This window comes from Rothia sp. 110740021-2, assembly GCF_054263775.1.
In genome coordinates, this window is the sequence record NZ_JBSZFE010000001.1 from 879959 (window position 1) to 904478 (window position 24520).

Genomic DNA, 24520 nt, shown 5'->3' on the forward strand with positions numbered 1-24520 from the left:
CCACCCCGTTAGGTTGTACAGCGCAAATTGCGGCTTGAGCGCGGCCACCAATGACTAAGGAGTTTAGGTCATGTGCAAGGAAACCATGAAGGCTGTTGTCGTCCCTGAGAAGGTTGACGGTTCGGTTGTTGTCCGTGAGGTTCCCGTTCCGGCTGTCGGTCACGGCCAGGCGCTTGTGAAGATTGAGTACTCGGGTGTGTGCCACACTGACCTGCATGTGGCTTCCGGCGATTTCGGTGAGGTTCCGGGTCGTATTCTGGGCCACGAGGGTATCGGTCGTGTTGTCAAGGTTGGCGAGGGTGTTGAGTCCCTGAAGGAAGGCGACCGCGTGTCGGTGGCTTGGTTCTTCGAGGGCTGCGGTCACTGTGGGTACTGCACCTCGGGCCGTGAGACCCTGTGTCGTTCGGTGAAGAATGCAGGCTACTCGGTTGATGGCGGCATGAGCGAGTACACCCTGGTGACCGCTGATTACGCTGTGAAGGTTCCCGAGGGTCTTGACCCGGCGCAGGCAAGCTCGATTACCTGCGCCGGTGTGACCACCTACAAGGCGATTAAGGAGTCGCTGGTTCGCCCCGGCGAGTGGCTGGTTGCTTACGGTGCTGGTGGTCTGGGTAACCTGGCTGTTCAGTACGCTAAGAAGGTTTTCGGCGCTAAGGTTATCGCTGTTGACATCAACGATGACAAGTTGGCTCTGGCTCGTGAGACCGGCGCTGACCACGTCATCAACGGCCGTAAGGTTGAGGATGTTCCGGCTCGTATTCGTGAGCTGACCGGCGGTGGCGCTCACGCTGCTGTGGTGACCGCAGTGTCGAAGGTCGCGTTCAACCAGGCTGTCGAGTCGGTTCGTGCGGGCGGTTCTGTGGTTGCTGTTGGCCTGCCCTCGGAGATGATGGAGCTGTCTATTGTGAAGATTATTCTGGATGGCATCCGCGTGGTGGGCTCCCTGGTGGGCACCCGTCAGGATCTGGCGGAGGCGTTCCAGTTCGGTGCTGACGGCATCGTGGTTCCGGTGGTTCAGCTGCGTGAGGTTGACGAAGCACCGGCTGTCTTCGAGGAAATGGCGGCAGGTAAGATTACCGGCCGTATGGTTCTGGACTTCACCAGCCTCTAAGCTGGCGGATGATTCCAGGTCCTCGGTAGGGCTTCAAGGTCTCACTCGGCTGGGGTCCTGCCGGTAGTTTCGATGGTTTTAACGTCTAGGGCGCATCCCGCGTGGCGGGGGAGTAGGGGTACTCTTTCTGCCGTGCATACGACGCGGGGTGCGTCCTAGTGTTTTTAGCTAGATGTTTTAGTGCCGGGTTTTTGAGAGCCGTTATCGTAAGGGGCTGAAAATCTCTGTGAGTACTATGTTCATAAACGTAATATGTACGGGAATTTATTTTGAAAATATCGGAGAATATCTCAAAATTCCCACCATATTAGTTCATTAGAGTACCTTATTTGACATCTATTGACCTTAAAATACATACTTACATTGTAAACATTTAATCACTGGTTGAAGTGTAATATTTGCCGAAAAGATAGGTTTCGAACGCCCCTGCGCATACCCTTGATGTATCGGGATGTAACGTGTGAAGGTTTCGGCCTCCTAGATATAGATTCCTTCTCCCAGAACGTTATACCCGGGTGAATTTCAGCATCTTCGTACCGTGCCGTTATTCACCATTGAGTCCTTACTTCCGGCCAGGCACCCCTCTAAGATACCTGCGGAAGAGGTCTCAGAAAGATTAGTGTGGGCCCCACGGACATAGTCAATGGGGACTATGTCCGCCACACTAATCCGAAATTCTTGGACGATACCGCACCAACGCTTTGCGGCGGCGCACTGCCTCGACATAAATTTATCTGCAGGCACGGGTAATATAACCGAGTTCTCTACTCACTCGGTAACCCACCCGCTACAGAGCACATCTTGATTTTGTGTTGTTCAAAAGATGCGTCCCGTAGCGAAAGAACGAGGGGCACCTCTGCCAGGTGCCTCTCGTTCTTATATGTGCGTTTTATCGTTGAGTAGATTCCACGCTGTTTAGTAACTGACGCGCTCTTTGGTAGATTCCACGCTGCGCGGTCCTGGCCGTTCACCCAGTTGCGGTGCACCGCGTTGGGGTTCTTCGCCAGAGCCTTCAGATTATTCACGGTGCCGAGGAAAAAGTTCGAGTCACCCACTAACGGACCGGAGTTGGTGAACTGCCACATGCTGTAGCTGCTCCCACCCGCCGGAATTGCATCGACCACGGTCGAGTAGCTTGCCAGGTGCAGCGGCAGAGTGCCGAACTGCGACGAGCTGTTGTACTGCTGAGCAAAGTAGGGGTTGGTGTAGTAGGTGCTCTCGGTCGCTTTCGCGTAGGCAAAAGCGGGAATCTACGGCGTAGGCACTCACCCAGTTCACGTTCTGCTGGTGTGAGGAGACGTCCATGCCGAGGGTTCCGCCGGAAGGAATCTAGAAGGAGCGGCCTTGCGCCAGCGCTTGACCGGATGCCAGGCCCTGGCCAGCCGCCAGACCCTGTGCGGAGCTTCGGGTTGTGGAAATACCGCTCAGAGTTGTGGTAAAAGCGGGGGAGGTGGCACCGGTTCGTGTGTTCATTACTGTGCGGACCGCACTATCGGGCGACTGTCTGTCGAGGTGTCTGTCGGAGGTGTCTAGCGCGGTGTGATCGGCCTGAGGGAATACCTCTTGGAGCATGAAGGAAGGGGGGTGGGCCGCACACACAAAGACCCACCCCCTCAGCGTCCGGCTACTGTTGGGGTGCGGCCTCGCATCCAGCATCCGGAGTTACATGGCCGATGCAGGAGAGATGAAGAGTCATCGACCACGCTATGGTGCCTGTTGGCACGTTTATCTCGGTGAGCCCCGCCCGACCTCTCGGCTTCTTACCGTGCCTATCCGAGAGGGGCGGGTGGGGGTCAACGAAAGCTAGTGAATCCTGAAGGATTTAGAGGAACTTCGCGATGTCCTCAATCAGCGGCTTGAGAGTCTCGCGGTCGATGTACTCAGCCTTGCCGGTCTTGTAGCATTCGAGCATCTGCTGAATACCTTCGTTGGGGTGCGGGTTCGCCATGAGCCATGCGCGTACCGGGCCCTTCAGTGCGGTCTTATGAGCCAGTGAAATCTTGTCGAAGTCGATACCGCCACGCAGGTGGTAGACGGGGCGACCTTCGGTGAGTTCAGGCGTGTAGCTCTTGGCGACGGCCTTGTCCAGCAGCTTCTTGGAGTATTCACCGGTGAAAGAGACGGTGAAGAATGCGGTGCGGTTCTTCTTGGGTGCAATAATCGGCAGAATCTTCTTGCGAAGTGCCGGTGCCCCGTTGAGGAATCCACCGTAGTCGCTGCCGGCAATTACGAAAGCGTCGAATGCCTCTGCCTGCTCGGGGGTGACCTTGGAGGCGGGGACAGTCTCAACTTCGGGAGCCTGCGGGAGTGCACGCAAATCTTCTGCCAACCAGGTGGCGTACTGTTCGGTGTAGCCGTAGGTGGAGCCGAAGATAATCAGCACGCGAGTAGTCATCTGTGAACCTTCCAGATATATTTCGCATTTCAAATACTAATTATGGGTTCCAATATAGGCTAGGCGCGCGAAAATGTGAAATCGCCTAGCTCTTGGATGCCCTATCTATTTTCTCATAGCCCAGTCTGAGTGTCTCTATGTTTTTGAAATATGCTCGAACGTTCTCGAATGTAACTAAATATTGTGCAGTAGGGGCTATGCATGAGTAAAAAGTACCCTAATCTACTTTCCGGGGAATGAGGGTGAATGGGGTGACGGTTGGCTCCCTCTGATGTGTCCAGTGGGGAGGGGTAAATAAAATGCGATGTGAAACACTATTCTTCAAGTGGAAAGAGTTGGGTGAGGCATACCCAACTAGAGCCAAAACGCCTATAATTAAGAAGGAACCCCACGCATCTGGCACGTGGTGACCTGTTAGAGCACGTGGGAATAGTTGGGAATTTTGACGTTAGTCTTCCCTGGAAAATCAGCGTGAACCCTAGAGGTCACGCAAAACAATACACAAAGGTTAGGTACATGAGGCGCGCAAAAATCGTTGCAACCATCGGTCCGGCAATCGAATCCCCCGAGAAGATTTCCGAGGCAATCAAGGCTGGCCTGAACGTCGCCCGTCTGAACATGAGCCACGGTGACCACGCCGAGCACCAGGGGCGTTACAACACTATCCGTGAAGAATCCGCAAAGCTCGGTAAGGATGTTGCAATCCTCGCCGACCTGCAGGGCCCCAAGATTCGCCTCGAGCGTTTCGCCAACGGTAAGGAATACCTTGAGCCCGGTGCAGATTTTACCATCACCTCCGAAGACGTTGAAGGTACCGCAGAAATCTGCGGCACCACTTACAAGGGCCTGCCCGGCGACGTAAAGCTCGGTGACAAGCTCCTGCTCGATGACGGCAAGATTCGCCTCGAAGCAATTGAGGTCACCCCCACCACCGTTCGCACCCGCGTGATTGTCGGCGGCCCCATCTCTAACAACAAGGGTATTAACCTGCCCGGCGCAGCAGTCTCCCTGCCCGCGCTGACCGAGAAGGACGCAGACGACCTGCGCTTCGCACTGAAGATGGGTGCAGACATTATTGCACTCTCTTTCGTTCGTACCGGTGCAGACGTTGACCCCGTCCACAAGATCATGGACGAAGAGGGCATCCGCGTGCCCGTTATCGCAAAGATTGAAAAGCCCCAGGCAGTTGAGAACCTGCAGGACATCATTGACAAGTTCGACGGCATTATGGTCGCTCGTGGTGACCTCGGTGTTGAGCTACCCTTCTCTGAGGTTCCCCTCGTCCAGAAGAAGGCTATTGACATGGCACGCCGCTGGGCAAAGCCCGTCATCGTGGCAACCCAGGTGCTCGAGTCCATGACCGACAACCCCGTTCCCACCCGTGCAGAGGTTTCTGACTGCGCTAACGCAATCCTCGACGGTGCAGACGCCGTTATGCTCTCCGGTGAGACCTCGGTCGGTAAGTACCCGATTCTGACCCTGCAGGCAATGGCTGCAATCGTCAAGGACACCGAAAAGGACGGTCTGTACCGCGTACCTGAGTTGGACCGCAAGCCCCGAACCCGCGGTGGTGCAATCACCCGTGCAGCAGTGAACATCGCAGACCAGCTGGATGCAAAGCTCATCGTAACCTTCACCCAGTCCGGTGACTCGGCACGTCGTCTGGCACGTCTGCGCCCCGAGACTCCGATTGTTGCGTTCACCACCAGCTCGAAGGTTCGCTCCTTCCTGTCCATGCTGTGGGGTGTTGACGCTGAGCAGGTTGAGATGATTACCAACCAGGAAGATATGTTCCACTACGTGGATGAGTACCTGCTTGAGAATGGTCTGGCAGAAGCTGGCGACCTGGTCGTCGTTGCTGCTGGTGCTCCTGCAGGCCACGCAGGTACCACCAACATGGTGCAGGTACACCGCGTCTCCGGTGCTGAGGGGGAGCGTGAGGACCTGCGTCCTTACGAGGAGAACGAGGTCAAGCGCTAAGCCGCTAACTCTTTCTGAGTGAATTTTTGAGGGGTAGCTCGGATTAGTTCCCGGAACATACTGCCCGATGTATAGAAATCTCCGCCCGGTCGTGAACTATCATGGCTGGGCGGAGGTTTCTTATGCTTACGGGTGTTTACCTTCGGCTGGCTATGCGAAGGTATGGGCATGCACAGGTATAGAAAAAGCGGCGGGAAAGTTTTAAACTTTCCCGCCGCTTCAGTATGAGTGCCCGAGGTGGGACTCGAACCCACACTCCGAAGAACCTGATTTTGAGTCAGGCGCGTCTGCCAATTCCGCCACTCGGGCGTATCACGCACTAGTGCGTAACACCTTTAGAATTCTAACCCAGGCTGCCTAGAAAATCTAATTCATCTGACATGTTGAGGGTACTACGGGGTGCGGAGCGTCTGTTGAAGGTATTTGCCGTGCTTCTGATATGCCTTGGCTAGAGGCGCCCCTCGGTCTAAATCCTGAGCTGAGGGTGAACCGGTGGAGCTTATCCACAGGTGGAGGCGGGGGAGAAAGCGCTCATCCTGTATCCTTAAAGACTGACTAACCATCCCCGTTCGCCTTCGCGGCTGGGGGCCACCTCAACGTTAAGAAAGTGATCACGGCTCGTGTTCAATTCTCTCTCAGACCGCTTGACGGCAACTTTTAAGAACCTGCGCGGCAAGGGCCGCCTCTCCGAGGCAGACATTGATGCAACCGTCCGCGAAATCCGCCGCGCCCTGCTCGACGCTGACGTCGCTGTCCCCGTGGTCCGCGAATTCACCGCCCACGTGAAGGAACGCGCTCTCGGTGCGGAAGTTTCCGAGGCGCTGAACCCCTCCCAGCAGATCGTCAAGATTGTGAACGAGGAGCTGGTGAATATTCTCGGCGGCTCTACCCGCCGCATCAACATGGCGAAGAGCGGCCCGACCATCATTATGCTGGCGGGTCTGCAGGGTGCTGGTAAGACCACCTTGGCTGGCAAACTGGCTCACTGGCTGAAGGGCCAGGGCCACACCCCGATGCTGATTGCATCCGACCTGCAGCGCCCCAACGCGGTGACTCAGCTGAAGGTCGTCGGCGAGCGCGCGGGCGTGCCCGTGTACGCGCCGCACCCCGGTGTGACCAGCGAGTTTGACGTACCCACCGGCGACCCCGTGCAGGTGGCGCGTGACGGCGTAGCTGAGGCTCGCGCTAAGCTGCACGATGTGGTCATCGTCGATACCGCGGGTCGTCTGGGTGTTGACGCTGAGCTCATGCAGCAGGCACGTAATATCCGTGACGCTATTGAGCCGCACGAAGTTCTGTTCGTCATCGATGCGATGATTGGTCAGGACGCCGTGAACACTGCTAACGCCTTCAACGAGGGGGTGGACTTCACCGGCGTGGTCCTCTCTAAGCTTGATGGTGATGCCCGCGGTGGTGCGGCACTGTCGGTGGCTTCGGTTACCGGCAAGCCGATTATGTTCGCGTCCACCGGTGAGAACGTCACTGACTTCGAGCAGTTCCACCCGGACCGTATGGCAAGCCGCATCCTGGATATGGGTGACATCCTGACTCTGATTGAGCAGGCTGAAGCTCAGTGGGATAAGGCTGAAGCCGACCGCATGGCGAAGAAGTTCATCGATCAGGAGGACTTCACGTTTGAGGACTTCCTGGCTCAGATGCAGCAGATTCGTAAGCTCGGTTCCATGAAGAAACTGCTTATGATGATGCCCGGTGCGGCTCAGATGCGTCAGCAGCTTGAGGCTTTTGACGAGCGCGAAATTGACCGCGTGGAGGCGATTGTTCGCTCCATGACCCCGCACGAGCGTGTGGCTCCGCGCATCATTAACGGGTCTCGCCGTGCCCGTATTGCTAAGGGTGCGGGTGTAACCGTGTCTGAGGTGAACCAGCTGATGGAGCGTTTCGCTCAGGCTCAGAAGATGATGAAGAAGCTTGCTTCGGGCAAGATGCCCGGCATGCCCGGTGGTATGCAGATGCCCGGTATGGCGGCTGCAGCCGGTGGCGCTCGTAAGAACGCGAAGAACAACAAGAAGAAGAAGGCTCGCTCCGGCAACCCGCAGAAGCGTGCGGCTCAGGAGGCGGCAGCAGCTAAGGCACAGCAGGCCCGCGCCGGTGCTGCATTCGGTCAGCAGGCTCAGAGCCAGGAGATGGATCTGTCCAGCATGAACTTGCCGAAGGGCTTCGAGAAGTTCCTGCAGTAAGAGCAAATATGAGCCCCGGTAAGGGGTGGTACGGGTGCGCACGTGGTGACGGGGCGCACCCGTACCGGTATGGTGCCCGGGTTGGGTATATGAACGGGTGTGTGAAGGGAAGGTATCAATGGCTCAGAACGAGCAGAATTGGAATCGAGAGAACGCGGATGATCAGCTGGATGAGCAGGTCATGCCGTGGTCTCAGCGCGCCTTCGCTGATGACGCTGTAGAGGACCCCGCCGGCGAATCTGCAGTTGAGTCTGCAGCTGAGCCTGTAGCTGAGGAGGGCTCGCTGGGCTTCTCCGATGCTCCCGCAGAGGGCAGTGAAGACGACCTTTCAGGTGACTTTTCAAAGGACTTTGCGGATGGCTTCGACGATGGTTCGAACATCCTTCCCGGGTACACCCCCGTCTGGGCGCGTATCGCCCTCGAGTACGGGGAGCACTCCGCCGAACTGACGGGCGACCTCATCTACTCCAGCGAGAGCGAAGACCCCGCCGTTGACGACGTTGCCGCAACCATCATGAACCTCATTCGTGAAGCCCGCAGCATACACGATGAGGTGAAGGCGGAAGACCACGATAAGCAGCGCACCTGGAACGACCGCACGAAGGTTGACCGCCTAGCCGCCGCCCTGGAGAGCGAAGAGTGGACCGTCGATAAGCTCACCGGCATGTGGGACGACGCCCCCGCACCCGCCGGAACCGGCGAATCGGATAACCCAGAGTACCTGCGCGCCCAGAATGAGGAGCGAACCGCTAAGAAGCAGCGCAATGAGCGCATCGAGCAGACCATGGAGCTGGAGGAGAACATTCAGCGCCGCCGCATCATGGCTCGCTCCACCACCGATGAGGAGCTGATTGTCGCCCTCATTGAAGCGACCGCCGCCTCCCCGGAACTGATTGCCTACGAGGTGGGCGAGCATCAGGTACAGCTCTACGTGCTGTGCGCCGTGGATGATGAAGGTTACATGAATGTGCTGGAGGTCGCTGACGGCCACCTGCACGTGGGTACTCCGGTTGAGGATTACGTGGCGCAGCTGGTGGATCAGCTGCCGGTTACCGGTGCCGCCCTTGAGGGTGAGGCGACCGTGTGGGAGGAACTGCCCAATGGACAGGGTGAGTTGGAGTTCCTGGTGGACGGCGACGCCGCCATGCTCATTGACCTGCCCATTGACATGATTACGGGGCTTCTTTTGGCGTACCTTCCTGCTGGTACCCGGCAGGTTGTTGCCGCGCCGGCGGGGGAGTGGACCCTCATTTCTGCCGATCCGGTGGATCTGATGGGCCTGCTGGGCCTGCTGAACTGTAACGCCCTGATTGCTGAGGGCAACGCGAACCAGCAGCACCTGGTGGTCTATGAGGAGCCTGCCCGTGAACCCTACTCGGATGAGGAGTGGTACCTGGAGGCGTTCGGCGAACCCTACGAGAATATCGTGGAGGAGTTCACCTGGCAGCGTGTCCCTAAGCGCCTGAACCGTGCTCTCAGTCGTGAGGAAATCGCACGTTTTGGCGGTGTGTTGGAGGACCTGCTTTCGGAGCTTCCCGGTAGCGCCCCGGAGCTGTCGGGTTCGAAGATTTTCGGTTCCGAGGAGGAGGAAATCGAGCAGGGTATCGCTAATGTCATGGCGATGTTTGGTGTGGAGGTTGACTCCATTACCAGTCGCCGCCTGAATGCGTACCTGCGCGATACGAGCAATACCTTAGCGTTGGAGTCGGTGCTGCAGCTGCTGGGTGTTCCCACGGAGCTGGCGCTGGTGCCGACCACCGGTTTTGATGTGGCGTCGATTAGTACGGCGCGCGTCTTCGGCAATGAGGATGAGGGCTTCACGCAGCCTGCAGATGCGGCTGAAACTGCCGATGTGTCTAAAGGTACGTTCTCTGAGGAGGATGAGGAGGTCGCACCTTACCCGGGCGGCTACACCTCGCCGCTGGATCGTAGCTACCGCCTCGTGGCGACTGGCCGCCGCGTGACTCTTGCCGAGTGGACGGACGCTATCAATAACGCTCATATTCCTTACGAGTACACCCACCTGGGTTCCCCGGAAGGTTCTGAGTCGGACTCTTTTGTGGAGACTGAAGAAGGCTACCTGACTCTTGACAGCGCCCTGCATGAGGCTGACTCCGCGGTGGATGAGGGGTATGGCATCGTATCGCAGGAGGTGATGGTGAGTCAGCAGGATTTCGAGGGTTCTGCTGGGCTCGTGCCTCAGAAGAACGCTGTGGTGAGTGAAAGAAATGAGCCGAATGCCCCGCAGATGAGTGCATCTCAGAGCTCCGCACCGCAGGGTTCCTTCGTGCAGAGCCTTGTACCACGTTCGCGCTGCAAGCGTCTGACTCCGGAGCAGATTCGTGCCAAGACCCGCCGCGTGGGCATTGCCCTCAGTATTGATGTGACGGCTCAGAGCGCTATCGCCTTGATCCTGGCGAATGTGGCACGCCGCCGTCGCGCTCAGGGTAAGGCGAGCCGTAAGTGCTCGGTGGCCGCAGCGCTCTTTGCTCTGAATGCCACCGTGGAATCTGCGCTGATTCCCACTGTGCTGCGTTCTTTTGAACGTACTCAGACGAAGAAGCATGCCCACACGGTGGCGGACGCTGAGCTGGTGCATCCGGGTGTTAGCGGGAGCGGTGAGCGCTCGACCAAGAAGCGCACTCTGATTGATGATTTGCGTGAGGGGCACTACCGCACGGTGGAGGATGCTACCCCGTCCACGGAGCAGGCACCCTCTGGACTGCGCGAGCGTGCCCTGGGTATAGTGCGTAGCATCAGGCAGCGTACTGCGAAGAAAACCGAACGCTAAAGGAAAGAAGCCATGAAGGATTCCTATCTGAGCAATGAAGAGCTGAAGGCTTTTATCGCCACCTTGCCCACGCGCCGTTTGGCGGCGGGCGCGCTGATTCGTAATGAGCGTGGCGAGATGCTGCTGGTGAAGCCGAACTATAAGGACGGCTGGATTCTTCCCGGCGGTACCGTGGAGGCAGGCGAGGCGCCCAAGCCCGGTTGTGAGCGTGAGATTACGGAGGAGCTGGGCCTGGGTGTGAAGCTGGGTCGTGTGTTGCTGATTTTCCACGGCCTGGCGTTGGGCGTGTGGGGCGATTCGACCTACTACATGTATGACGGCGGCGTGATAGCAGCGGATACGAAGATTACCCTGCAGGATGCTGAGCTGGTGACCTACGAGTGGGTTGCTCCGGAGAACCTAGATGGCTACGTGCGTCCGTCGATGGTGGAGCGTCTGCGTGAGTGCTACCGCGCTCTAGAGACGGGGGAGACCCTGGAGATGAGCAACCTTGACTAGTGGCGGCTATGCTGCGGCTCGCCGGGCATAGCTATCTGAGCCGAGTAACAGCCTAATGACCGGGCGCATCACGGGCGCAGAACACTGTTACAGAACGCTGTTTAAAAGTGATGTTCGGTGCCTTGAGCAATTATTTTTCCATGGCGCTAGCTTAAAATCTTGGGCTCTGATACCCTAGCTGAGTACCCGGCGACGCGCGACCCCTCTCTTCGCGCGCTGTTGTGTCCATAGAGGTGCCGTGAACGGCCCGCCCCACGGGTGCTGAACCGTGTGCCTCGCACCAATATTATGAAACAGGAGTAACCACTAAAGTGGCTGTTAAGATTCGTCTCAAGCGTATGGGTAAGATCCGCGATCCTCGTTACCGCGTCGTGATCGCTGATTCGCGCGTCAAGCGCGATGGTAAGACCATCGAAGAGATCGGTATTTACCACCCGACCGAGCACCCCTCGCGTATCGAGATCAACTCTGAGCGTGCTCAGTACTGGCTCTCCGTCGGCGCACAGCCGACCGAGCAGGTTCTGGCTCTGCTGAAGCTCTCGGGCGACTGGGCCGCATTCAAGGGCGAGAAGGCAGAGTCCAAGGTTCTGCCCGTTGAAGCTAAGGCTGAGTTCGTTGTTCCCGAAAAGGGTTCCGTGATCCTGCCCGAGGCTATCACCCCCAAGGCTGAGAAGGCTGAAGAGGCTGCTGAGGAAGCAGCACCCGAAGCTGAGGCTGAGGAAGCAGCTGAGTAATTATGTTGGCTGACGCACTCGAACACCTGGTTCGAGGGATTGTCGATCGTCCGGAGGATGTGAAGGTGCGCCTGCGCACTCAGCGTCACCGTGAAACGCTTGAGGTTCGCGTGCATCCGGATGACCTGGGCCGAGTTATCGGCAGGTCTGGTCGTACCGCCAAGAGCATCCGTCTGGTGATGGACGCTATTTCTGATGGCGAGCCGACGCGTATCGACATTATCGACACCGACAAAAAGCGACGCTAGCTCGTAAACGCTTGAAGCCCCCGCTCCCGGAATTATTCCGGAAGGCGGGGGCTTTTGCGTACCCGTTTTCTCTGCGCGAGTTATTGCTGTGAGTTATCTGTACGAGCGCTCGCCCCGGTCACCGTGGAGGCGAGGGAGAGGCGGCAGAATGCGCCCGTCCTAAGTGCCCGGTAGAATAGTGGGAGCCGTGTACGCGCACGGCGTAGGTTTTAACTTGTATCCAGCGGAGGAAAATTATGCAGGTTGTGGTGGCTCGTATCGGTAAGCCTCACGGTATTCGTGGTGAGGTGACGGTTCAGCTCTTTACTGATGCCCCGCAGGAGCGTTTTGCCCGCGGTGAGGTGCTCGGTATCGAGAATTTCAAGCCCGGCTCTGCTGCCGCTTCGGTGGCGCCTACCGGTGAGCTGACGGTTGCCGGTGCCCGCTGGAACAAGAAGATTCTGGTGGTCCGTTTTGATGAGGTGACTACCCGCAACCAGGCTGAGGAGCTGCGCGGTAGCCGCCTGGTCTACGAGGTTCCCGAGGATGAGGGCGATGAAGAGGGCTTCTACGAGCAGGAGCTGGTGAACCTGCCCGTGTACCTGCTGGCGGACGTTCCCGAGGGTGAGAGCCCCGTGGATAACCCGGCTGTGGGCAAGCCGCTGGGTAAGGTGACCGGTCTGCAGACCATGCCGGTTCAGGATTTGCTGCTGATTAAGCTGGCTCGTTCGCCGCGTCTTGCATCCGGTGCGGGTGAAGAGATCATGATTCCTTTTGTTGAGGAGATTGTGCCCGAGGTGGTTCCCTCGACCGAGAATGAGCCCGGCTTTGTACTGCTGACTCCTCCGGCGGGTTTGATTGACCTGGTTGAGGATTCTGCCCAGGTGACTGAGCATTCGACCGAGCAGGCGGGGGAGTAGTCCGTGCGCTACGATGTGGTCACGATTTTCCCCGAGTACCTGGAGCCGCTGAAGCTGTCCCTGCTGGGTAAGGCGCGCGAGAAGGGCCTGGTGGACCTGCACCTGCACGATTTGCGTGAGCACACCTTTGACCGTCACCGCACGGTGGATGACACCCCGTATGGCGGTGGTGCGGGCATGGTGATGAAGGCGGAGCCGTGGGGCTTGGCGCTGGATGAGGTGCTTGCCGCCTCCCCGCTGAACGTTACCGAAGATGCTCCTGAGGGTGCTAAGTCTGAGGGTGCTGGGCCCGAGGCTGATACCCGCCCGCTACTGATTGTCCCGTCCCCGGCGGGTGCCGTTTTTGATCAGGCAATGGCGTACAAGCTGGCGGAGGAGAAGCATATCGTCTTCGCCCCGGCGCGCTACGAGGGCATTGACGAGCGCGTGCTGGACTGGGCGCAGGAGAGCTTCCGCGTGATGCCCGTTTCCCTGGGCGACTACGTGCTCTACGGTGGTGAGGTTGCAGTCATGGCAATGATTGAGGCTATCACCCGCCTGATTCCGGGTGCGATGGGTAACCCCGCCTCCCTGGAGGAGGAGTCGCATACGGGTGGTCTGCTGGAGTATCCGGTGTACACGAAGCCCGCCGTGTGGCGTAACCGTGAGGTGCCGGAGGTGCTGCTATCGGGTAATCACGGTGCGATTGCGCGTTGGCGTCGTGACCGTCAGATTGAGCGCACCCTGGAGCGCCGCCCCGACCTGTTGGAGGCGTACCCGGTGGAGCAGTGGGATAAGAAGGACCGCCGCTTCTTGGCTGAGCGTGGGGTGCATTTTGCGAACCAGGCGAAGGCTGCTCAGAAGAAGGCGAAGAAGAACCCCGCACCTCAGGCTGATGGTGTGGCTCAGACTGATATCGTGGCTCAGACAGCACAGACTGATACCGTGCAGACTCAGCCGGAATCCTAAGCTGAACGGGTGCTCGTGAGTGCCTTGTGATTCTCTGAACGGGGGTTAGCGTCATATAACTGTTAGTTGGTGCTAACCCCTATTTTTTGTGTCCATGAACCGTTATGCTGAGGTTAACCTCGCTAAGAGCATAGTCTACCTATAGCTGGCGCGAGGTTGTAACCCGCTTTCATTGTTGAAAGTACGTACTCAACAGAAGGAGGACATATGTCCGTTGTTAAGGTTCACCGTTTGACTGTCGTTGGCGACAACCGCGCTGAGCTGGAGAAGCGCTTTGCTGCTGCCCGCCACATTGCTGACTCTTTCCCCGGCTTTGAGGGGTTTGAGCTCTGGCGCCCCCTGGATGAGGGTGGCGACTACTTTGTGGTGACCCGCTGGGTTGATGAGGCAAGCCATGATGCGTACGCGGCGGCTCGTCGTGAGCGTGACCCCAATACTGTTGTCTCTCACGCTGATGGCACCATGAGCTTCGAGAAGGTGGAGTTCGGCGAGTAACCGGTTACTCGGGAGAACTACGGATAAACTCCACCGGTTATCGCCCTGAGTAGGGTTCTATCTCATTTTTATCTCAAACAGTGAGGGGCTGCACTAACTTTTCTGCATATTGCTTTAGGTGGGTATTAGCCCAGATGGAGTGATATAGGGAAGGTTTAGGGTGGCCCCTCCTTGATTTTTCAGGGGTTATAGTCCGCGGGTGTTTTGTCCTGGCTGGATATATGGGGTCGGCACTATAAAGCACCTGAAATGTGCTCAACGGGAACCGGTGGAATACCTCAACCTGAAAGTGACACCTTGATGCAAAAAGGTTATTATGGTTCCCGAGAGCACACATTCGTCCGTGCCGGTAGTTCGGGCGAAGACAGCGATCCCCTCTCAGCTATGTCGTATGATGTGGTTGAGTCACTCAAGGGAAATATTCAGCGCACCCATGTGAGCGCTTCCTCTCCATAGGAAGCTCTGGCAAGGGAGCCAACTCAACTATCACGTATTCACACAAGTGGTGCATGGTACAAAACCCCGCAATATATGGGATGGGAGCTTGGTGGTTCGAGCGTTCATTGTGGTTGATGACCCTCCTAACCGTGGATAGGAATGTGCTTTGCAAAGCGGGTGAGTAAGCCGGTGGTCCGGACCGGTGCTCACCCGCTCCGCCGTTAAGGACCGCTTTTCACACACTAGGCTCAGTGCTTCCTGCTTTAAGTCTTCTTGTGATAGCTTCGAGTATAGTGCCTGCGTGGTACTCCGCATAGCATGTAATCCAAAACTCTCGTACCCTCAATCGAATTCACGCTAAAATAGGTAACTATGGCTGAATTTATTTATCAGATGATCAAGGCCCGCAAGACTGTGGGTGACAAGGTCATCCTTAACGACGTGACGATGTCGTTCTTCCCCGGCGCCAAGATCGGTATGGTTGGTCCGAACGGCGCGGGTAAGTCGACCATCCTGAAAATCATGGCTGGCCTCGACCAGCCCTCCAACGGTGAGGCGCGCCTGACCGCAGGCTACAGCGTGGGCATCCTCATGCAGGAGCCGCCGCTGAACGAAGAGAAGACCGTTCTGGGCAACGTTGAAGAAGGCGTGGGCGAAATCAAGTCCAAGCTGGACCGCTTCAACGAAATCTCCGCCCTCATGGCTGAGCCCGACGCTGACTTCGACGCCCTCATGGAAGAAATGGGTCAGCTGCAGGAAGCTATCGACGCTGCTAACGCTTGGGACCTCGACTCCCAGCTGGAGCAGGCAATGGAAGCGCTGCGCTGCCCGCCCGCTGACATGCCCGTCACCCACCTCTCCGGTGGTGAGCGCCGCCGCGTGGCGCTGTGCAAGCTGCTACTGCAGAAGCCTGACCTGCTGCTGCTCGACGAGCCCACCAACCACCTGGACGCAGAGTCCGTGCTCTGGCTGGAGCAGCACCTGCAGTCCTACGAGGGTGCGGTCATCGCGATTACCCACGACCGTTACTTCCTCGACCACGTGGCCGAGTGGATTGCTGAGGTTGACCGCGGTAACCTGTACCCCTACGAGGGTAACTACTCCACCTACCTGGAGAAGAAGCGCTCCCGCCTCGAAGTTCAAGGCAAGAAGGACGCTAAGCTCGCTAAGCGCCTGAGCGAGGAACTGGACTGGGTCCGTTCCAACGCTAAGGGCCGCCAGGCTAAGTCAAAGGCTCGTCTGGCACGCTACGAGGAGATGGCTGCGGAGGCTGAGAAGACCCGCAAGCTTGACTTCGAAGAGATTCAGATTCCTCCGGGACCCCGCCTGGGTAACGTCGTTATTGAGGCTGAGAACCTGCAGAAGGGCTTCGACGGCCGTTCCCTGATTAACGGTCTGTCCTTCTCCCTGCCCCGTAACGGCATTGTGGGTGTGATTGGTCCGAACGGTGTGGGTAAGTCCACCCTGTTCAAGACCATCGTTGGCCTGGAGCCCCTCGACGGCGGCGAGCTGAAGGTCGGCGAGACCGTGAAGATCTCGTACGTTGACCAGAACCGCGCGAACATCGACCCGGAGAAGAGCCTCTGGGAGGTCGTCTCTGACGGTCTGGACTACATCCAGGTCGGCAACGTTGAAATGCCTTCGCGTGCGTACGTTTCCGCGTTCGGCTTCAAGGGCCCGGACCAGCAGAAGAAGGCGGGTGTGCTCTCCGGTGGTGAGCGCAACCGCCTGAACCTGGCGCTGACCCTCAAGCAGGGTGGTAACCTGCTGCTGCTCGATGAGCCCACTAACGACCTGGACGTTGAGACCCTCGCATCCCTGGAAAATGCGCTGCTGGAATTCCCCGGCTGCGCCGTGGTCGTCTCTCACGACCGTTGGTTCCTGGACCGCGTGGCAACCCACATCCTGGCGTGGGAGGGCACCGACGAGAACCCGGATCAGTGGTACTGGTTCGAGGGTAACTTCGAGTCCTACGAGAAGAACAAGATTGAGCGCCTCGGCCCCGAGGCCGCCAAGCCGCACCGCGTGGTGCACCGCAAGCTGACCCGATAGGGTTTAGTTCGGTAGCGAGCCCCGCCTCCTGCGCTGTTGAAGCGTGGGGAGGCGGGGCTTTGCTGTGCCCGCTAGATGCCATATGCGCTGGATGCCGTACGCGCTGTGTGTACTGGATGCTGCGCGCGTTGGCTGCTGTATGTGCTGGCGAGGGGAGGGTCGCGTGTTCGCCGGTAGAAATAGTTCGCTCAGTGGCGACCGATATATCGTGGCGGACTTCGTATTTACGGTTTATAATGGGTATGTGCGTAAGTACAACTGACACATGTGATTACGAAGAGAAGAGCATTATGCTTTCAAAATATAACTGGATGTCCTTGGTTACCGGTCTGTTGCTGATTGCAGCGGCAATCTACATGTTCGCCAATCCCGCTATTCCGCTGGTAGTTCTGGGTTATGTGTTCTCCATTTCGGTGTGGCTTGGTGGCGTGTTTGAACTGGTACGTTACTTCGGCACGCCAAAGCAGGCACGTACCGGCTGGGACCTGGTTGACGGCATCTTGACCGTGGTGGCTGGCCTGATTCTGCTGACTGCCTCGGTGGGTGCACAGGCAACCTTCATCCCGACCATTGTGGGTACGTGGATGATTATGTGGGCGCTGATTCGTCTGATGACTGCCCAGGGCGTGAAATACCTGAGCTACGCCGCCGGACGCCACCTGCAGCTCTCTGCTATTGGTACCCTTATTCTGGGCTTGCTCGTGGTGCTGTTCCCGATAATCTACGGCGTGGCGGCAGTATGGATGGCAGCACTGGGTCTTCTGGTGACCGGTCTGGTATTCGTGGGTGACTTCTTTGTTTCCCGCCGCACCAAGAGCACCGTGCACATTTCCCCGGACGGTGTGATTGACGGCGAAGCTAAATAAGAGCTTCCAAACGGCTTCTAGACCGTACACTAGAACATAAGAAAGACCGTGTGAGACAACCACCTCACACGGTCTTTCTGTATGCTCTGCCAGGTTCGCCTGACGCCTTCCGGTAGTCCTAGCGGTGCTCTGCTTTATCGATATTCCGGCAGGCGGAACATCATTTCCTGCGCCACGGTCGCCACCAGCTCACCGGAACGATTGAAAATCGAACCCTGCGCGAGCATCCTGCCGCCCTGCGCGCTCGGGGAATCCAGCACGTACAGTAGCCACTTATCGGCACGTGCCGAACGGTGGAACCACATTGCGTGATCTAGCGAGGCGCTCTTGAGGCCCGGCTCCAGCCAGAACTTGCCGTGACGGCGCAGAGCCGGCTCCAGCGGCAGGTAATCCGAAGCGTAGGCGATAGCGGCGCGGTGCTCCGCCTCCGACGCCTCAGAACCATCAGCATGCACCAGGCGGTCAAAGGTCTTGAACCACACGCAGGCACGCGGCTGTGTCGAGGAGGCATCCGGCTGAGTGTACAGGGGCGCATCCACGTGGCGCATATCAATCGGACGTTCCCACGCTACCGCCTGTGCAATGGGGTGGGGGAGCTGGCCCAGATAATCGCTGACCTTCGGAAGGGACTCGGGGTCCGGAACCTCCGGCATGGTGACCGCGGTGTGCTCCGGGCCGCGGCTATCCGCCTGGAAAGACATAATTGCAGAGAACATGGGCGCCTCATCCTGGAACACCTGCACGCGGCGGGTCGAGAAGGAACGGCTATCGTTCAGGCGCTGAGTGGCGAAGAACAGTTCACGCTCAATATCGCCGGGACGCAGAAAATAGGCGTGAATCGAGTGGATGTCCTTGCCCTCCACCGTGCGGTCGGCGGCAATAATCGACTGGGCAAGAACCTGACCACCGAAAGTACGCGGCTGCTCGCGGGTGAGTGTCACGCCGGTAGACACTTCATCACTACCGAAGGAGGCGGGCGCCGCCTCCACGGGGGAGAGGTCCAGCATCCGCATGAGGTTTTGGGTCACAGTGGGCTTGGTCATGGTTTTATTCTCGCACGTTTTCAATGAGCCGGTTTCTGGCGTAGAGTGGGAGAGCATACTCTGAGACAACCACGACAGGTTGATTCGGAACATTGACTAGGAACAACGGCCCGGATTATCGATCTGGATGAACAATCCGGAACGTTCCCCTAACACACCATCGCATATATCACCCACCAACTTGCCACCGAGCAGGCCAACGCCGAAAAGGAGCAGAAATGACTACGCCGTCTGAAACCACCCCTGACAATACCCCCGTGCAGGAGAACGCTCCCGAACAGAACAGCGCACCGAACGCGGCAGCACCTATTGAGCTCAAGTACAACCCCCACGAAGGCGTGGAGGAACCCTACCTGATTCTGCCCGGCGGAGCCCAGGGGGCCGCAGTGGTTAAGGACCTTGCCACCTACATTTCTCGCGCCCTGGCGGTGAACCCGGACGCCGTTATCCGACTGACCGCGCGCGGCCGCGTGGTGGCGGTATTCGCCTGCTCCCTGGAGCCGGAGGACGCATCCTCGGATACCCCGGTCATCATGGGTCTGCGTGCCCTGCATCTGCTGGCTGACTCCACCCTGGACATGACTGTTCAGGCGCAGGCGCTGCTGGACCGTCTGGCGCATCTGCAGAAGCAGGCAGAAGAACAGCGCAACGAAGAGAACCCGCAGCTGGTGCTGTTCATGCCGCCGGTGACCGTCAACGCTAGCTGGGCAGGTAAGTCAGCCCCGCTCAGCGGCTGGTACGAGGTCGGCACCGTCCCGGTTGAAGAGTTCCACCGGGCCACCGCAGAAGGCCTGGAGGCGGTAGAACGCGCCCTGCCCGAGAACCCCGGCGCCGCGGTGCTTTCCACGGTGCGCTCTCGTATTTGGTCCTCCGATATGGTGCTGGAGTACCTACCAGAATTTGATATCGTGCTTGTACCGACCGGTGCAGCATTTGCCCTGCGCGTGTTCGGTTTCATCCCGGAAGGCTTCACGGGTGATCTGCCGCTGTTCGCGGCGCATGTAGGTTCGGAAGAGTGGCTACGCATTGTGGCGCCCGCCGGTATGGTGCTGGTGCGCCGCGGTTCCGGTTCGCTGCTCTAAACCGCTCCTTGAGACACTTGTTGACTTTTTACGCTGGTGGCGTGGGCTTTTCGCCTGTGCCACCAGCGGTTTTTCTAGACGCATTGAAATAAAGATGACGAGCTTAATATGATGCTCGATGAGGCATTACTTTACAAAAATAGGGTTTTCTAGAAAAAACACGCCCTTTCACCGGGGCATCTTTGACACGCCGATTACCAGCTACACCGCACGGGAACTCTTCCGCAGCACCCTAACCAGGCGTATCCTTCCAGTACAGATCGAACGTGAGACCTTTATGGATCTGATGGCAGTCAACATCGACGGTACTCTTGCCAGTAACCGAGATTAGATGGACAAATACCTGACCGGTTTCTTCGCCAGCTACTGCCGATTCTTCAAGGCGATTCGCCACACAACTGTTAACGTTGAAGTTGCTGACCGTATTCGCGCCATGGCGGTATAAACGGGAACAGGTCAAACAAATGAGGCGCCGGAAGGCTTGAATCCTTCCGGCGCCTCATTTTTGATGCTATATGCGTTGATTGAAGCTGATGTACGCAGCTGATTAGGCGGTGCCGAGCAATTCACGCAGGCGAGTTGCAAAGGGTGCCGCCAGCTTGTACTGTGCCTCATCCTTCAGGTGCACGCTATCAGCCATGTCACCCTCAGCCAGATAAATGGTCTGCCAGCCCGCGGTGTCCATGAATAGTACACCAGTCTCGCGGGCACCCTGCTGTGCGACCTCGTTCGCCACGTGACGCTTATGGGCCAGCTGCTTATCCGGTGCAGACGCCTCATCCATAGACACCACGCCACCGAGCACAATCTTCGAAGACGGGTACATGCGTCGCAACTGCTCAATGACCTGAGTCTGGTGCGCGTTCACGTGCTCACGAGCCTTCGTCTCATCCTCGTGAATATAAATGTCGTTACCGGAGGCATCCAGATAAATCACGCCGGGGTTACCGCTCGGTAGAGCCCAACGGCCACCCATCACACCCTGATAGTAGGAGGGGCATGCACCGTCGCGGGCGGTCACAAAACCCACGCCGCCGCAACGGAACAGATAAGGAATGAAACCTGCCTGCTTCAGACCCAAACCAACCCATGAGGTTGAGGTCACCTGCGAGTCACCAATCACCAGGGCATCCTGAGCGCCCAGGATGTTCGCGTTACGCGGCAGACCATTCCCCTTATCCCAGTAGAGTTCAGCCTTCTCAAACTTAGTGTACAGAACGCCGTTCTCGGATCGCCAGCTCACCGGCAGACCCTCCCAAGAGGCAAAGTCGCTGTACCCGCGCTGCTTCCACCAATGCTCGTAGACACCGGATTCCACCGCAACCGGACCGTACTTGGGGGTGTACATGACCACGCCACCCTTGAACTGCTGAACCTGCATGTCGGCGGTATCAGCGGAGGTAGAGAACGGCACCTGAGCCTCGCTGGTTGCCTGCGCCCCCTCCTTGCCGAAGGCGTTCTGTGCGGTGCGTTCCATCTTCTGCGCTGGGGTGGTCGGTTCCGGAGTCGGCTCGGGGGAGGGGGACTCACTCGGGCTTTCCTGCGCTGACTGAGTAGGCTCAGCACTCGCCGCAGCGGTTGCGGTGGTGCTACCAGGTGAGTTGAAGCCTCCTACGGAGTAGTACACGCCAACAGAACCGGTGGCAATCACAGCAAGGATTGCGCCGGTCAGAGAAACTTTCGCGATAGGAGACTGGATAGAAGGCATGCACAACAGTATACGATAGCCGCAACCCCAAGTAGAGAGCCTTTGAAGGATAATCAAATGAAAATAACAAAAAATATGCACCGCAGTGACAAGATTTTAAACCCTTGATGCAAAACGTCCCCTCCCACCCCAGAACGGGGCAGAAGGGGACGAACAAAACCTATGAGAGCAGACGGTCAACCCACCTCCGCTCACAAGAATTGTTAGATGTCAGCAGCCTGAACCTTCAGGGCACGAGCCACGCCATCGCGTGCCTCCGCAATCTGACGGTACAGAGCCGCAGCATCATCAGGTAAAGAAGCCAAGTACGACTCAGTGCGCTCCAACAGCTCAGCAGTCGGCTCGCTCGGGTACATGCCGCTAATAATCTGCATGGAAATCTCATGCGAACGCGAACGCCAGATACCCTCAATCTGCTCGAAATACGGCTCGTGGTACTGCTTGATCAGCTCGGGCTTGCCGGACTGGAAACCAGAAATAGCGTAACGCTGAATCATGTTCGACAGCTCGCCGGTAACCATAATCTTATTCCAGTACTCTGCCTTTGCCTCAGCAGAGGGCATGGAAGCGTACGCCTGAGCAGCATACTGCTGGCCGTTAGCGGTGTTGTCGTTCTCCAGCTCTTCAGCGACCTGCTCCGCGGTGAAGCGGCCACCGGTTGCCAGACGGCACACCAGGTTCCAACGCAGGTCAGCATCAATGTCCAGGCCCTCAAGGGCCAGCTCGCCCTCGAAGAGGCGCTGCACGTTGTCGTACTGCACCTCGGTGCGGGTCTGGTTGATAAACGCCTGCACCAGCTGCAACTGAGCATCCGAATCGGGCTCTGCGGCGTTAGCCAGCTCCCACAGACGGTCAGCAGCACGGCGGCGAGTCTCCTCACGAGCCTCGGGAGCCACGAAGGAGTGCAGGGTAGCAGACAGGTTGTTAATCTGGGTGCGTAGAGCGGTGGAGTTGGTCTCCTGACCGATGTTGTTCAGCACCAAGTCAACGTACTTGCGTGCTGGCATCTGAGCGTCACGCACGGTATCCCAGAGCGAACCCCAGACTACGCCGCGAGCCACGGAAGAATCAATGTCACCTAGGTGCTTGATCGCGGTCTCGATGGAACGCTCATCCAGGCGAATCTTTGCGTATGCCAGGTCCTCATCGTTGAGCAGTAGCAGGTCAGGACGCTTCTTGCCGAGAGCCTCCTCAACCACGGTCAGCTCGCCGTCAATGTCCAGCTCAATGCGGTCGGTACGGGTCAGCTTGCCGTCTACCAGGTTGTAGAAACCAATGACGGCACGGTGCGGGCGCAGAGTCTCGAAGCCCTCAGCGTAGGACTGGCGAATACCCAGAGACGAGATGTTACCTGCCTCGTCGTTCTCAACCTCAACAGCCAGAGTGTTTACTCCAGCAGTCTCAAGCCACTTAGCGCTCCACGCGCGTACGTCACGGCCGGAGGTGCGCTCCAGCTCAACCAGCAGGTCATCCAGAACGGTGTTACCCCAGCTGTGCTTATCGAAGTACACCTTCAGCGCAGCCATGAAGTTCTCCTGGCCGACCCACGCCACCATCTGACGCAGCACCGAAGCGCCCTTCGCGTACGTAATACCGTCGAAATTCACCTGGACATCGGCAAGGTCACGAATCTCAGCCACAATCGGGTGAGTCGAAGACAGCTGATCCTGACGGTAAGCCCAGGTCTTCTCCGAAGCAGCGAAGGTAGCCCACGCCTCCTTGGCGTAGCGAGTGTTCTCCGCAGCAGCCAGAGTCGACATGAACTCAGCGAAAGACTCGTTCAGCCACAGGTCGTTCCACCACTTCATGGTGACCAGGTCGCCGAACCACATGTGAGCCAGCTCGTGCAGAACGGTGATAGCGCGGCGCTCACGCAGAGCCTCCGCAACCTTGGAGCGGAAGACGTAAGTCTCCAGGTAGGTCACGCAGCCAGCGTTCTCCATTGCACCTGCGTTGAACTCGGGCACGAACAGCTGATCATACTTCTCGAACGGGTACGGGGTCTTGAACTGCTCCTCGTAGAACTCGAAGCCCTGACGGGTCAGCTCAAACATGTCCTCAGCATCCACGAAAGGCATGAGAGACTTACGAGCGTACACGCCCAGCGGAATCACGCGACCCTCAGAGTTAGTCAGTTCGCTGGTGACCTTCTCGTAGGGGCCAGCCACAATCGCGGTAATGTACGAAGACATGCGCGGGGTTGGCTTGAAGAACCAGGTCTTCGCACGGCCGCAACCGCATTCCTTATCCTCAACCTTCACCTCGGGCTGGTTCGACACAACCACCCAGTGCGAAGGAACACGCACAATAAACTCGAACTCAGCCTTCAGATCGGGCTGCTCGAAGACCGGGAACACTCGGCGGGAATCCGGCACCTCAAACTGGGAGTACAGGTACACTTCGCCGTCGGCGGGATCCACGAAACGGTGCAGGCCCTCACCGGTGTTGGTGTAGAACATCTCTGCATCAATGACCAGGGTGTTCTCAGCAGCCAGGTTCGGCAGCTGGATGCGCTCGCCGTCAGCCAGCTCGGTGCTCAGCTCTTCACCGTTGAGGTTAATGGACTTAACTGAGGAGGTAATCGCGTCAATGAAGGTGGAGGTACCTTCCTGAGCATCGAAACGGATTTCAACCTTCGAGGAGAAGACGTCTTTGTCCTTCGGCAGGTCGAGTTCAATACGGTACGAGTGCACACGCTTAATAATGGATGCGCGTTCGATTGCCTCATTGCGGGTTAGGTTCAGGCCGGGCATACAGCTCCCTCTCCTTAGATGTGAATAGCGTGCCGTGCTGGCACGCTCTGTCATGGTGTCCTGGTCCCCGAGGTGCGGCTCCTGCGACGCTGCATACGTAGTGCTGGAGGTTTTGAAGCTCAGGCGCGGCGAATCGGGACACTCAAAGTGCCATATCCCACAGTCTACCGCATAGGCGGGGGTCTAGAAGGCATCCCATTACCCGAACCAACGCGAATTCGATACAGTTAAGACAGAAAAACCTAAACGGGGAAGCGCATCCCACCTGATGGATGCGCGGC

At 57.9% G+C, this 24520-nt stretch carries 18 protein-coding genes and 1 tRNA gene; 13 read left to right on the forward strand and 6 right to left on the reverse strand.

Annotated features, from left to right (window positions below; genetic code table 11):
- Nucleotides 1-70: 70 nt before the first annotated feature.
- Entirely contained in the window at nucleotides 71-1111 is a 1041-nt protein-coding gene (gene adhP, locus ACUXHH_RS03700; protein ID WP_458390847.1) for an alcohol dehydrogenase AdhP, read from the forward strand.
- Between the two features lie 1329 nt (nucleotides 1112-2440).
- On the opposite strand, the gene ACUXHH_RS03705 is transcribed toward adhP, so the two are convergent.
- The gene (locus tag ACUXHH_RS03705; RefSeq protein WP_279754150.1) at nucleotides 2441-2584 is read right to left on the reverse strand and encodes a hypothetical protein; all 144 of its coding nucleotides are present in this window, start codon (nucleotides 2582-2584) and stop codon (nucleotides 2441-2443) included.
- Between the two features lie 349 nt (nucleotides 2585-2933).
- Complete coding sequence (locus tag ACUXHH_RS03710) at nucleotides 2934-3506, reverse strand: flavodoxin domain-containing protein (protein ID WP_049354549.1); 573 nt, start codon at nucleotides 3504-3506, stop codon at nucleotides 2934-2936.
- A gap of 516 nt (nucleotides 3507-4022) precedes the next feature.
- On the opposite strand from ACUXHH_RS03710, the gene pyk reads away from it, so the two are divergent.
- Nucleotides 4023-5486, forward strand: a complete 1464-nt coding sequence (gene pyk / locus ACUXHH_RS03715) for a pyruvate kinase (protein WP_279740175.1) — start codon at nucleotides 4023-4025, stop codon at nucleotides 5484-5486.
- A 229-nt stretch (nucleotides 5487-5715) separates the two neighbouring features.
- On the opposite strand, the gene ACUXHH_RS03720 is transcribed toward pyk, so the two are convergent.
- Nucleotides 5716-5795: transfer RNA gene (locus ACUXHH_RS03720), tRNA-Leu, on the reverse strand.
- Between the two features lie 311 nt (nucleotides 5796-6106).
- Here ACUXHH_RS03720 and ffh point away from each other — a divergent pair.
- The 10 genes from ffh to ACUXHH_RS03770 all read left to right on the forward strand — a co-directional run bounded on the left by ffh (nucleotide 6107) and on the right by ACUXHH_RS03770 (nucleotide 17653).
- Nucleotides 6107-7684, forward strand: coding sequence for a signal recognition particle protein (ffh, locus tag ACUXHH_RS03725; RefSeq protein ID WP_279740173.1), 1578 nt, complete (start codon nucleotides 6107-6109; stop codon nucleotides 7682-7684).
- A 118-nt stretch (nucleotides 7685-7802) separates the two neighbouring features.
- Complete coding sequence (locus ACUXHH_RS03730; RefSeq protein WP_458390848.1) at nucleotides 7803-10475, forward strand: hypothetical protein; 2673 nt, start codon at nucleotides 7803-7805, stop codon at nucleotides 10473-10475.
- Between the two features lie 12 nt (nucleotides 10476-10487).
- The gene (locus tag ACUXHH_RS03735; protein WP_279740169.1) at nucleotides 10488-10973 is read left to right on the forward strand and encodes an NUDIX hydrolase; all 486 of its coding nucleotides are present in this window, start codon (nucleotides 10488-10490) and stop codon (nucleotides 10971-10973) included.
- Between the two features lie 311 nt (nucleotides 10974-11284).
- Complete coding sequence (rpsP, locus tag ACUXHH_RS03740; RefSeq protein WP_005505689.1) at nucleotides 11285-11707, forward strand: 30S ribosomal protein S16; 423 nt, start codon at nucleotides 11285-11287, stop codon at nucleotides 11705-11707.
- A 2-nt stretch (nucleotides 11708-11709) separates the two neighbouring features.
- Entirely contained in the window at nucleotides 11710-11955 is a 246-nt protein-coding gene (locus ACUXHH_RS03745; RefSeq protein ID WP_254755723.1) for an RNA-binding protein, read from the forward strand.
- A 236-nt stretch (nucleotides 11956-12191) separates the two neighbouring features.
- Nucleotides 12192-12854, forward strand: a complete 663-nt coding sequence (gene rimM / locus ACUXHH_RS03750; RefSeq protein WP_279740166.1) for a ribosome maturation factor RimM — start codon at nucleotides 12192-12194, stop codon at nucleotides 12852-12854.
- Nucleotides 12855-12857: 3 nt separating this feature from the next.
- Nucleotides 12858-13802: a tRNA (guanosine(37)-N1)-methyltransferase TrmD gene (trmD, locus tag ACUXHH_RS03755; protein ID WP_279740164.1), complete on the forward strand. Its 945-nt coding sequence runs from the start codon at nucleotides 12858-12860 to the stop codon at nucleotides 13800-13802.
- Nucleotides 13803-14009: 207 nt separating this feature from the next.
- On the forward strand, nucleotides 14010-14297 hold the full coding sequence (locus ACUXHH_RS03760; RefSeq protein ID WP_279740163.1) for an antibiotic biosynthesis monooxygenase family protein: 288 nt from the start codon (nucleotides 14010-14012) through the stop codon (nucleotides 14295-14297).
- An 810-nt stretch (nucleotides 14298-15107) separates the two neighbouring features.
- Nucleotides 15108-16787 (forward strand): energy-dependent translational throttle protein EttA, encoded by a 1680-nt coding sequence (ettA, locus tag ACUXHH_RS03765; protein WP_070831151.1) that lies wholly within the window; start codon nucleotides 15108-15110, stop codon nucleotides 16785-16787.
- A 290-nt stretch (nucleotides 16788-17077) separates the two neighbouring features.
- Nucleotides 17078-17653, forward strand: coding sequence for an HdeD family acid-resistance protein (locus ACUXHH_RS03770; RefSeq protein ID WP_135007788.1), 576 nt, complete (start codon nucleotides 17078-17080; stop codon nucleotides 17651-17653).
- 134 nt (nucleotides 17654-17787) lie between these two features.
- On the opposite strand, the gene ACUXHH_RS03775 is transcribed toward ACUXHH_RS03770, so the two are convergent.
- A complete protein-coding gene (locus ACUXHH_RS03775) occupies nucleotides 17788-18696 on the reverse strand; it encodes an acyl-CoA thioesterase (RefSeq protein WP_279740160.1) in 909 nt (302 codons plus the stop codon).
- Between the two features lie 218 nt (nucleotides 18697-18914).
- On the opposite strand from ACUXHH_RS03775, the gene ACUXHH_RS03780 reads away from it, so the two are divergent.
- A complete protein-coding gene (locus ACUXHH_RS03780; RefSeq protein WP_458390849.1) occupies nucleotides 18915-19778 on the forward strand; it encodes a transcriptional regulator in 864 nt (287 codons plus the stop codon).
- A 547-nt stretch (nucleotides 19779-20325) separates the two neighbouring features.
- Here ACUXHH_RS03780 and ACUXHH_RS03785 read toward each other — a convergent pair.
- A complete protein-coding gene (locus ACUXHH_RS03785) occupies nucleotides 20326-21486 on the reverse strand; it encodes a GDSL-type esterase/lipase family protein (protein WP_458390850.1) in 1161 nt (386 codons plus the stop codon).
- A gap of 203 nt (nucleotides 21487-21689) precedes the next feature.
- Nucleotides 21690-24239 carry an aminopeptidase N gene (gene pepN / locus ACUXHH_RS03790; protein ID WP_279740155.1) on the reverse strand — a complete coding sequence of 850 codons (2550 nt, stop codon included), beginning with the start codon at nucleotides 24237-24239 and terminating at the stop codon, nucleotides 21690-21692.
- Nucleotides 24240-24520: the final 281 nt, after the last annotated feature.

Excerpts from the sequence above, each read along its gene's own strand:
- adhP (WP_458390847.1), top strand. The coding sequence starts at position 71 with ATGTGCAAGGAAACCATGAAGGCTGTTGTCGTCCCTGAGAAGGTTGAC.
- rimM (WP_279740166.1), top strand. The coding sequence starts at position 12,192 with ATGCAGGTTGTGGTGGCTCGTATCGGTAAGCCTCACGGTATTCGTGGT.
- ACUXHH_RS03735 (WP_279740169.1), top strand. The coding sequence starts at position 10,488 with ATGAAGGATTCCTATCTGAGCAATGAAGAGCTGAAGGCTTTTATCGCC.
- pepN (WP_279740155.1), bottom strand. The coding sequence starts at position 24,239 with ATGCCCGGCCTGAACCTAACCCGCAATGAGGCAATCGAACGCGCATCC.
- ACUXHH_RS03705 (WP_279754150.1), bottom strand. The coding sequence starts at position 2,584 with ATGAACACACGAACCGGTGCCACCTCCCCCGCTTTTACCACAACTCTG.
- ACUXHH_RS03730 (WP_458390848.1), top strand. The coding sequence starts at position 7,803 with ATGGCTCAGAACGAGCAGAATTGGAATCGAGAGAACGCGGATGATCAG.
- ACUXHH_RS03775 (WP_279740160.1), bottom strand. The coding sequence starts at position 18,696 with ATGACCAAGCCCACTGTGACCCAAAACCTCATGCGGATGCTGGACCTC.
- ACUXHH_RS03760 (WP_279740163.1), top strand. The coding sequence starts at position 14,010 with ATGTCCGTTGTTAAGGTTCACCGTTTGACTGTCGTTGGCGACAACCGC.
- ACUXHH_RS03710 (WP_049354549.1), bottom strand. The coding sequence starts at position 3,506 with ATGACTACTCGCGTGCTGATTATCTTCGGCTCCACCTACGGCTACACC.
- pyk (WP_279740175.1), top strand. The coding sequence starts at position 4,023 with ATGAGGCGCGCAAAAATCGTTGCAACCATCGGTCCGGCAATCGAATCC.
- ACUXHH_RS03770 (WP_135007788.1), top strand. The coding sequence starts at position 17,078 with ATGCTTTCAAAATATAACTGGATGTCCTTGGTTACCGGTCTGTTGCTG.
- ACUXHH_RS03745 (WP_254755723.1), top strand. The coding sequence starts at position 11,710 with ATGTTGGCTGACGCACTCGAACACCTGGTTCGAGGGATTGTCGATCGT.
- ACUXHH_RS03785 (WP_458390850.1), bottom strand. The coding sequence starts at position 21,486 with ATGCCTTCTATCCAGTCTCCTATCGCGAAAGTTTCTCTGACCGGCGCA.
- ettA (WP_070831151.1), top strand. The coding sequence starts at position 15,108 with ATGGCTGAATTTATTTATCAGATGATCAAGGCCCGCAAGACTGTGGGT.
- ACUXHH_RS03780 (WP_458390849.1), top strand. The coding sequence starts at position 18,915 with ATGACTACGCCGTCTGAAACCACCCCTGACAATACCCCCGTGCAGGAG.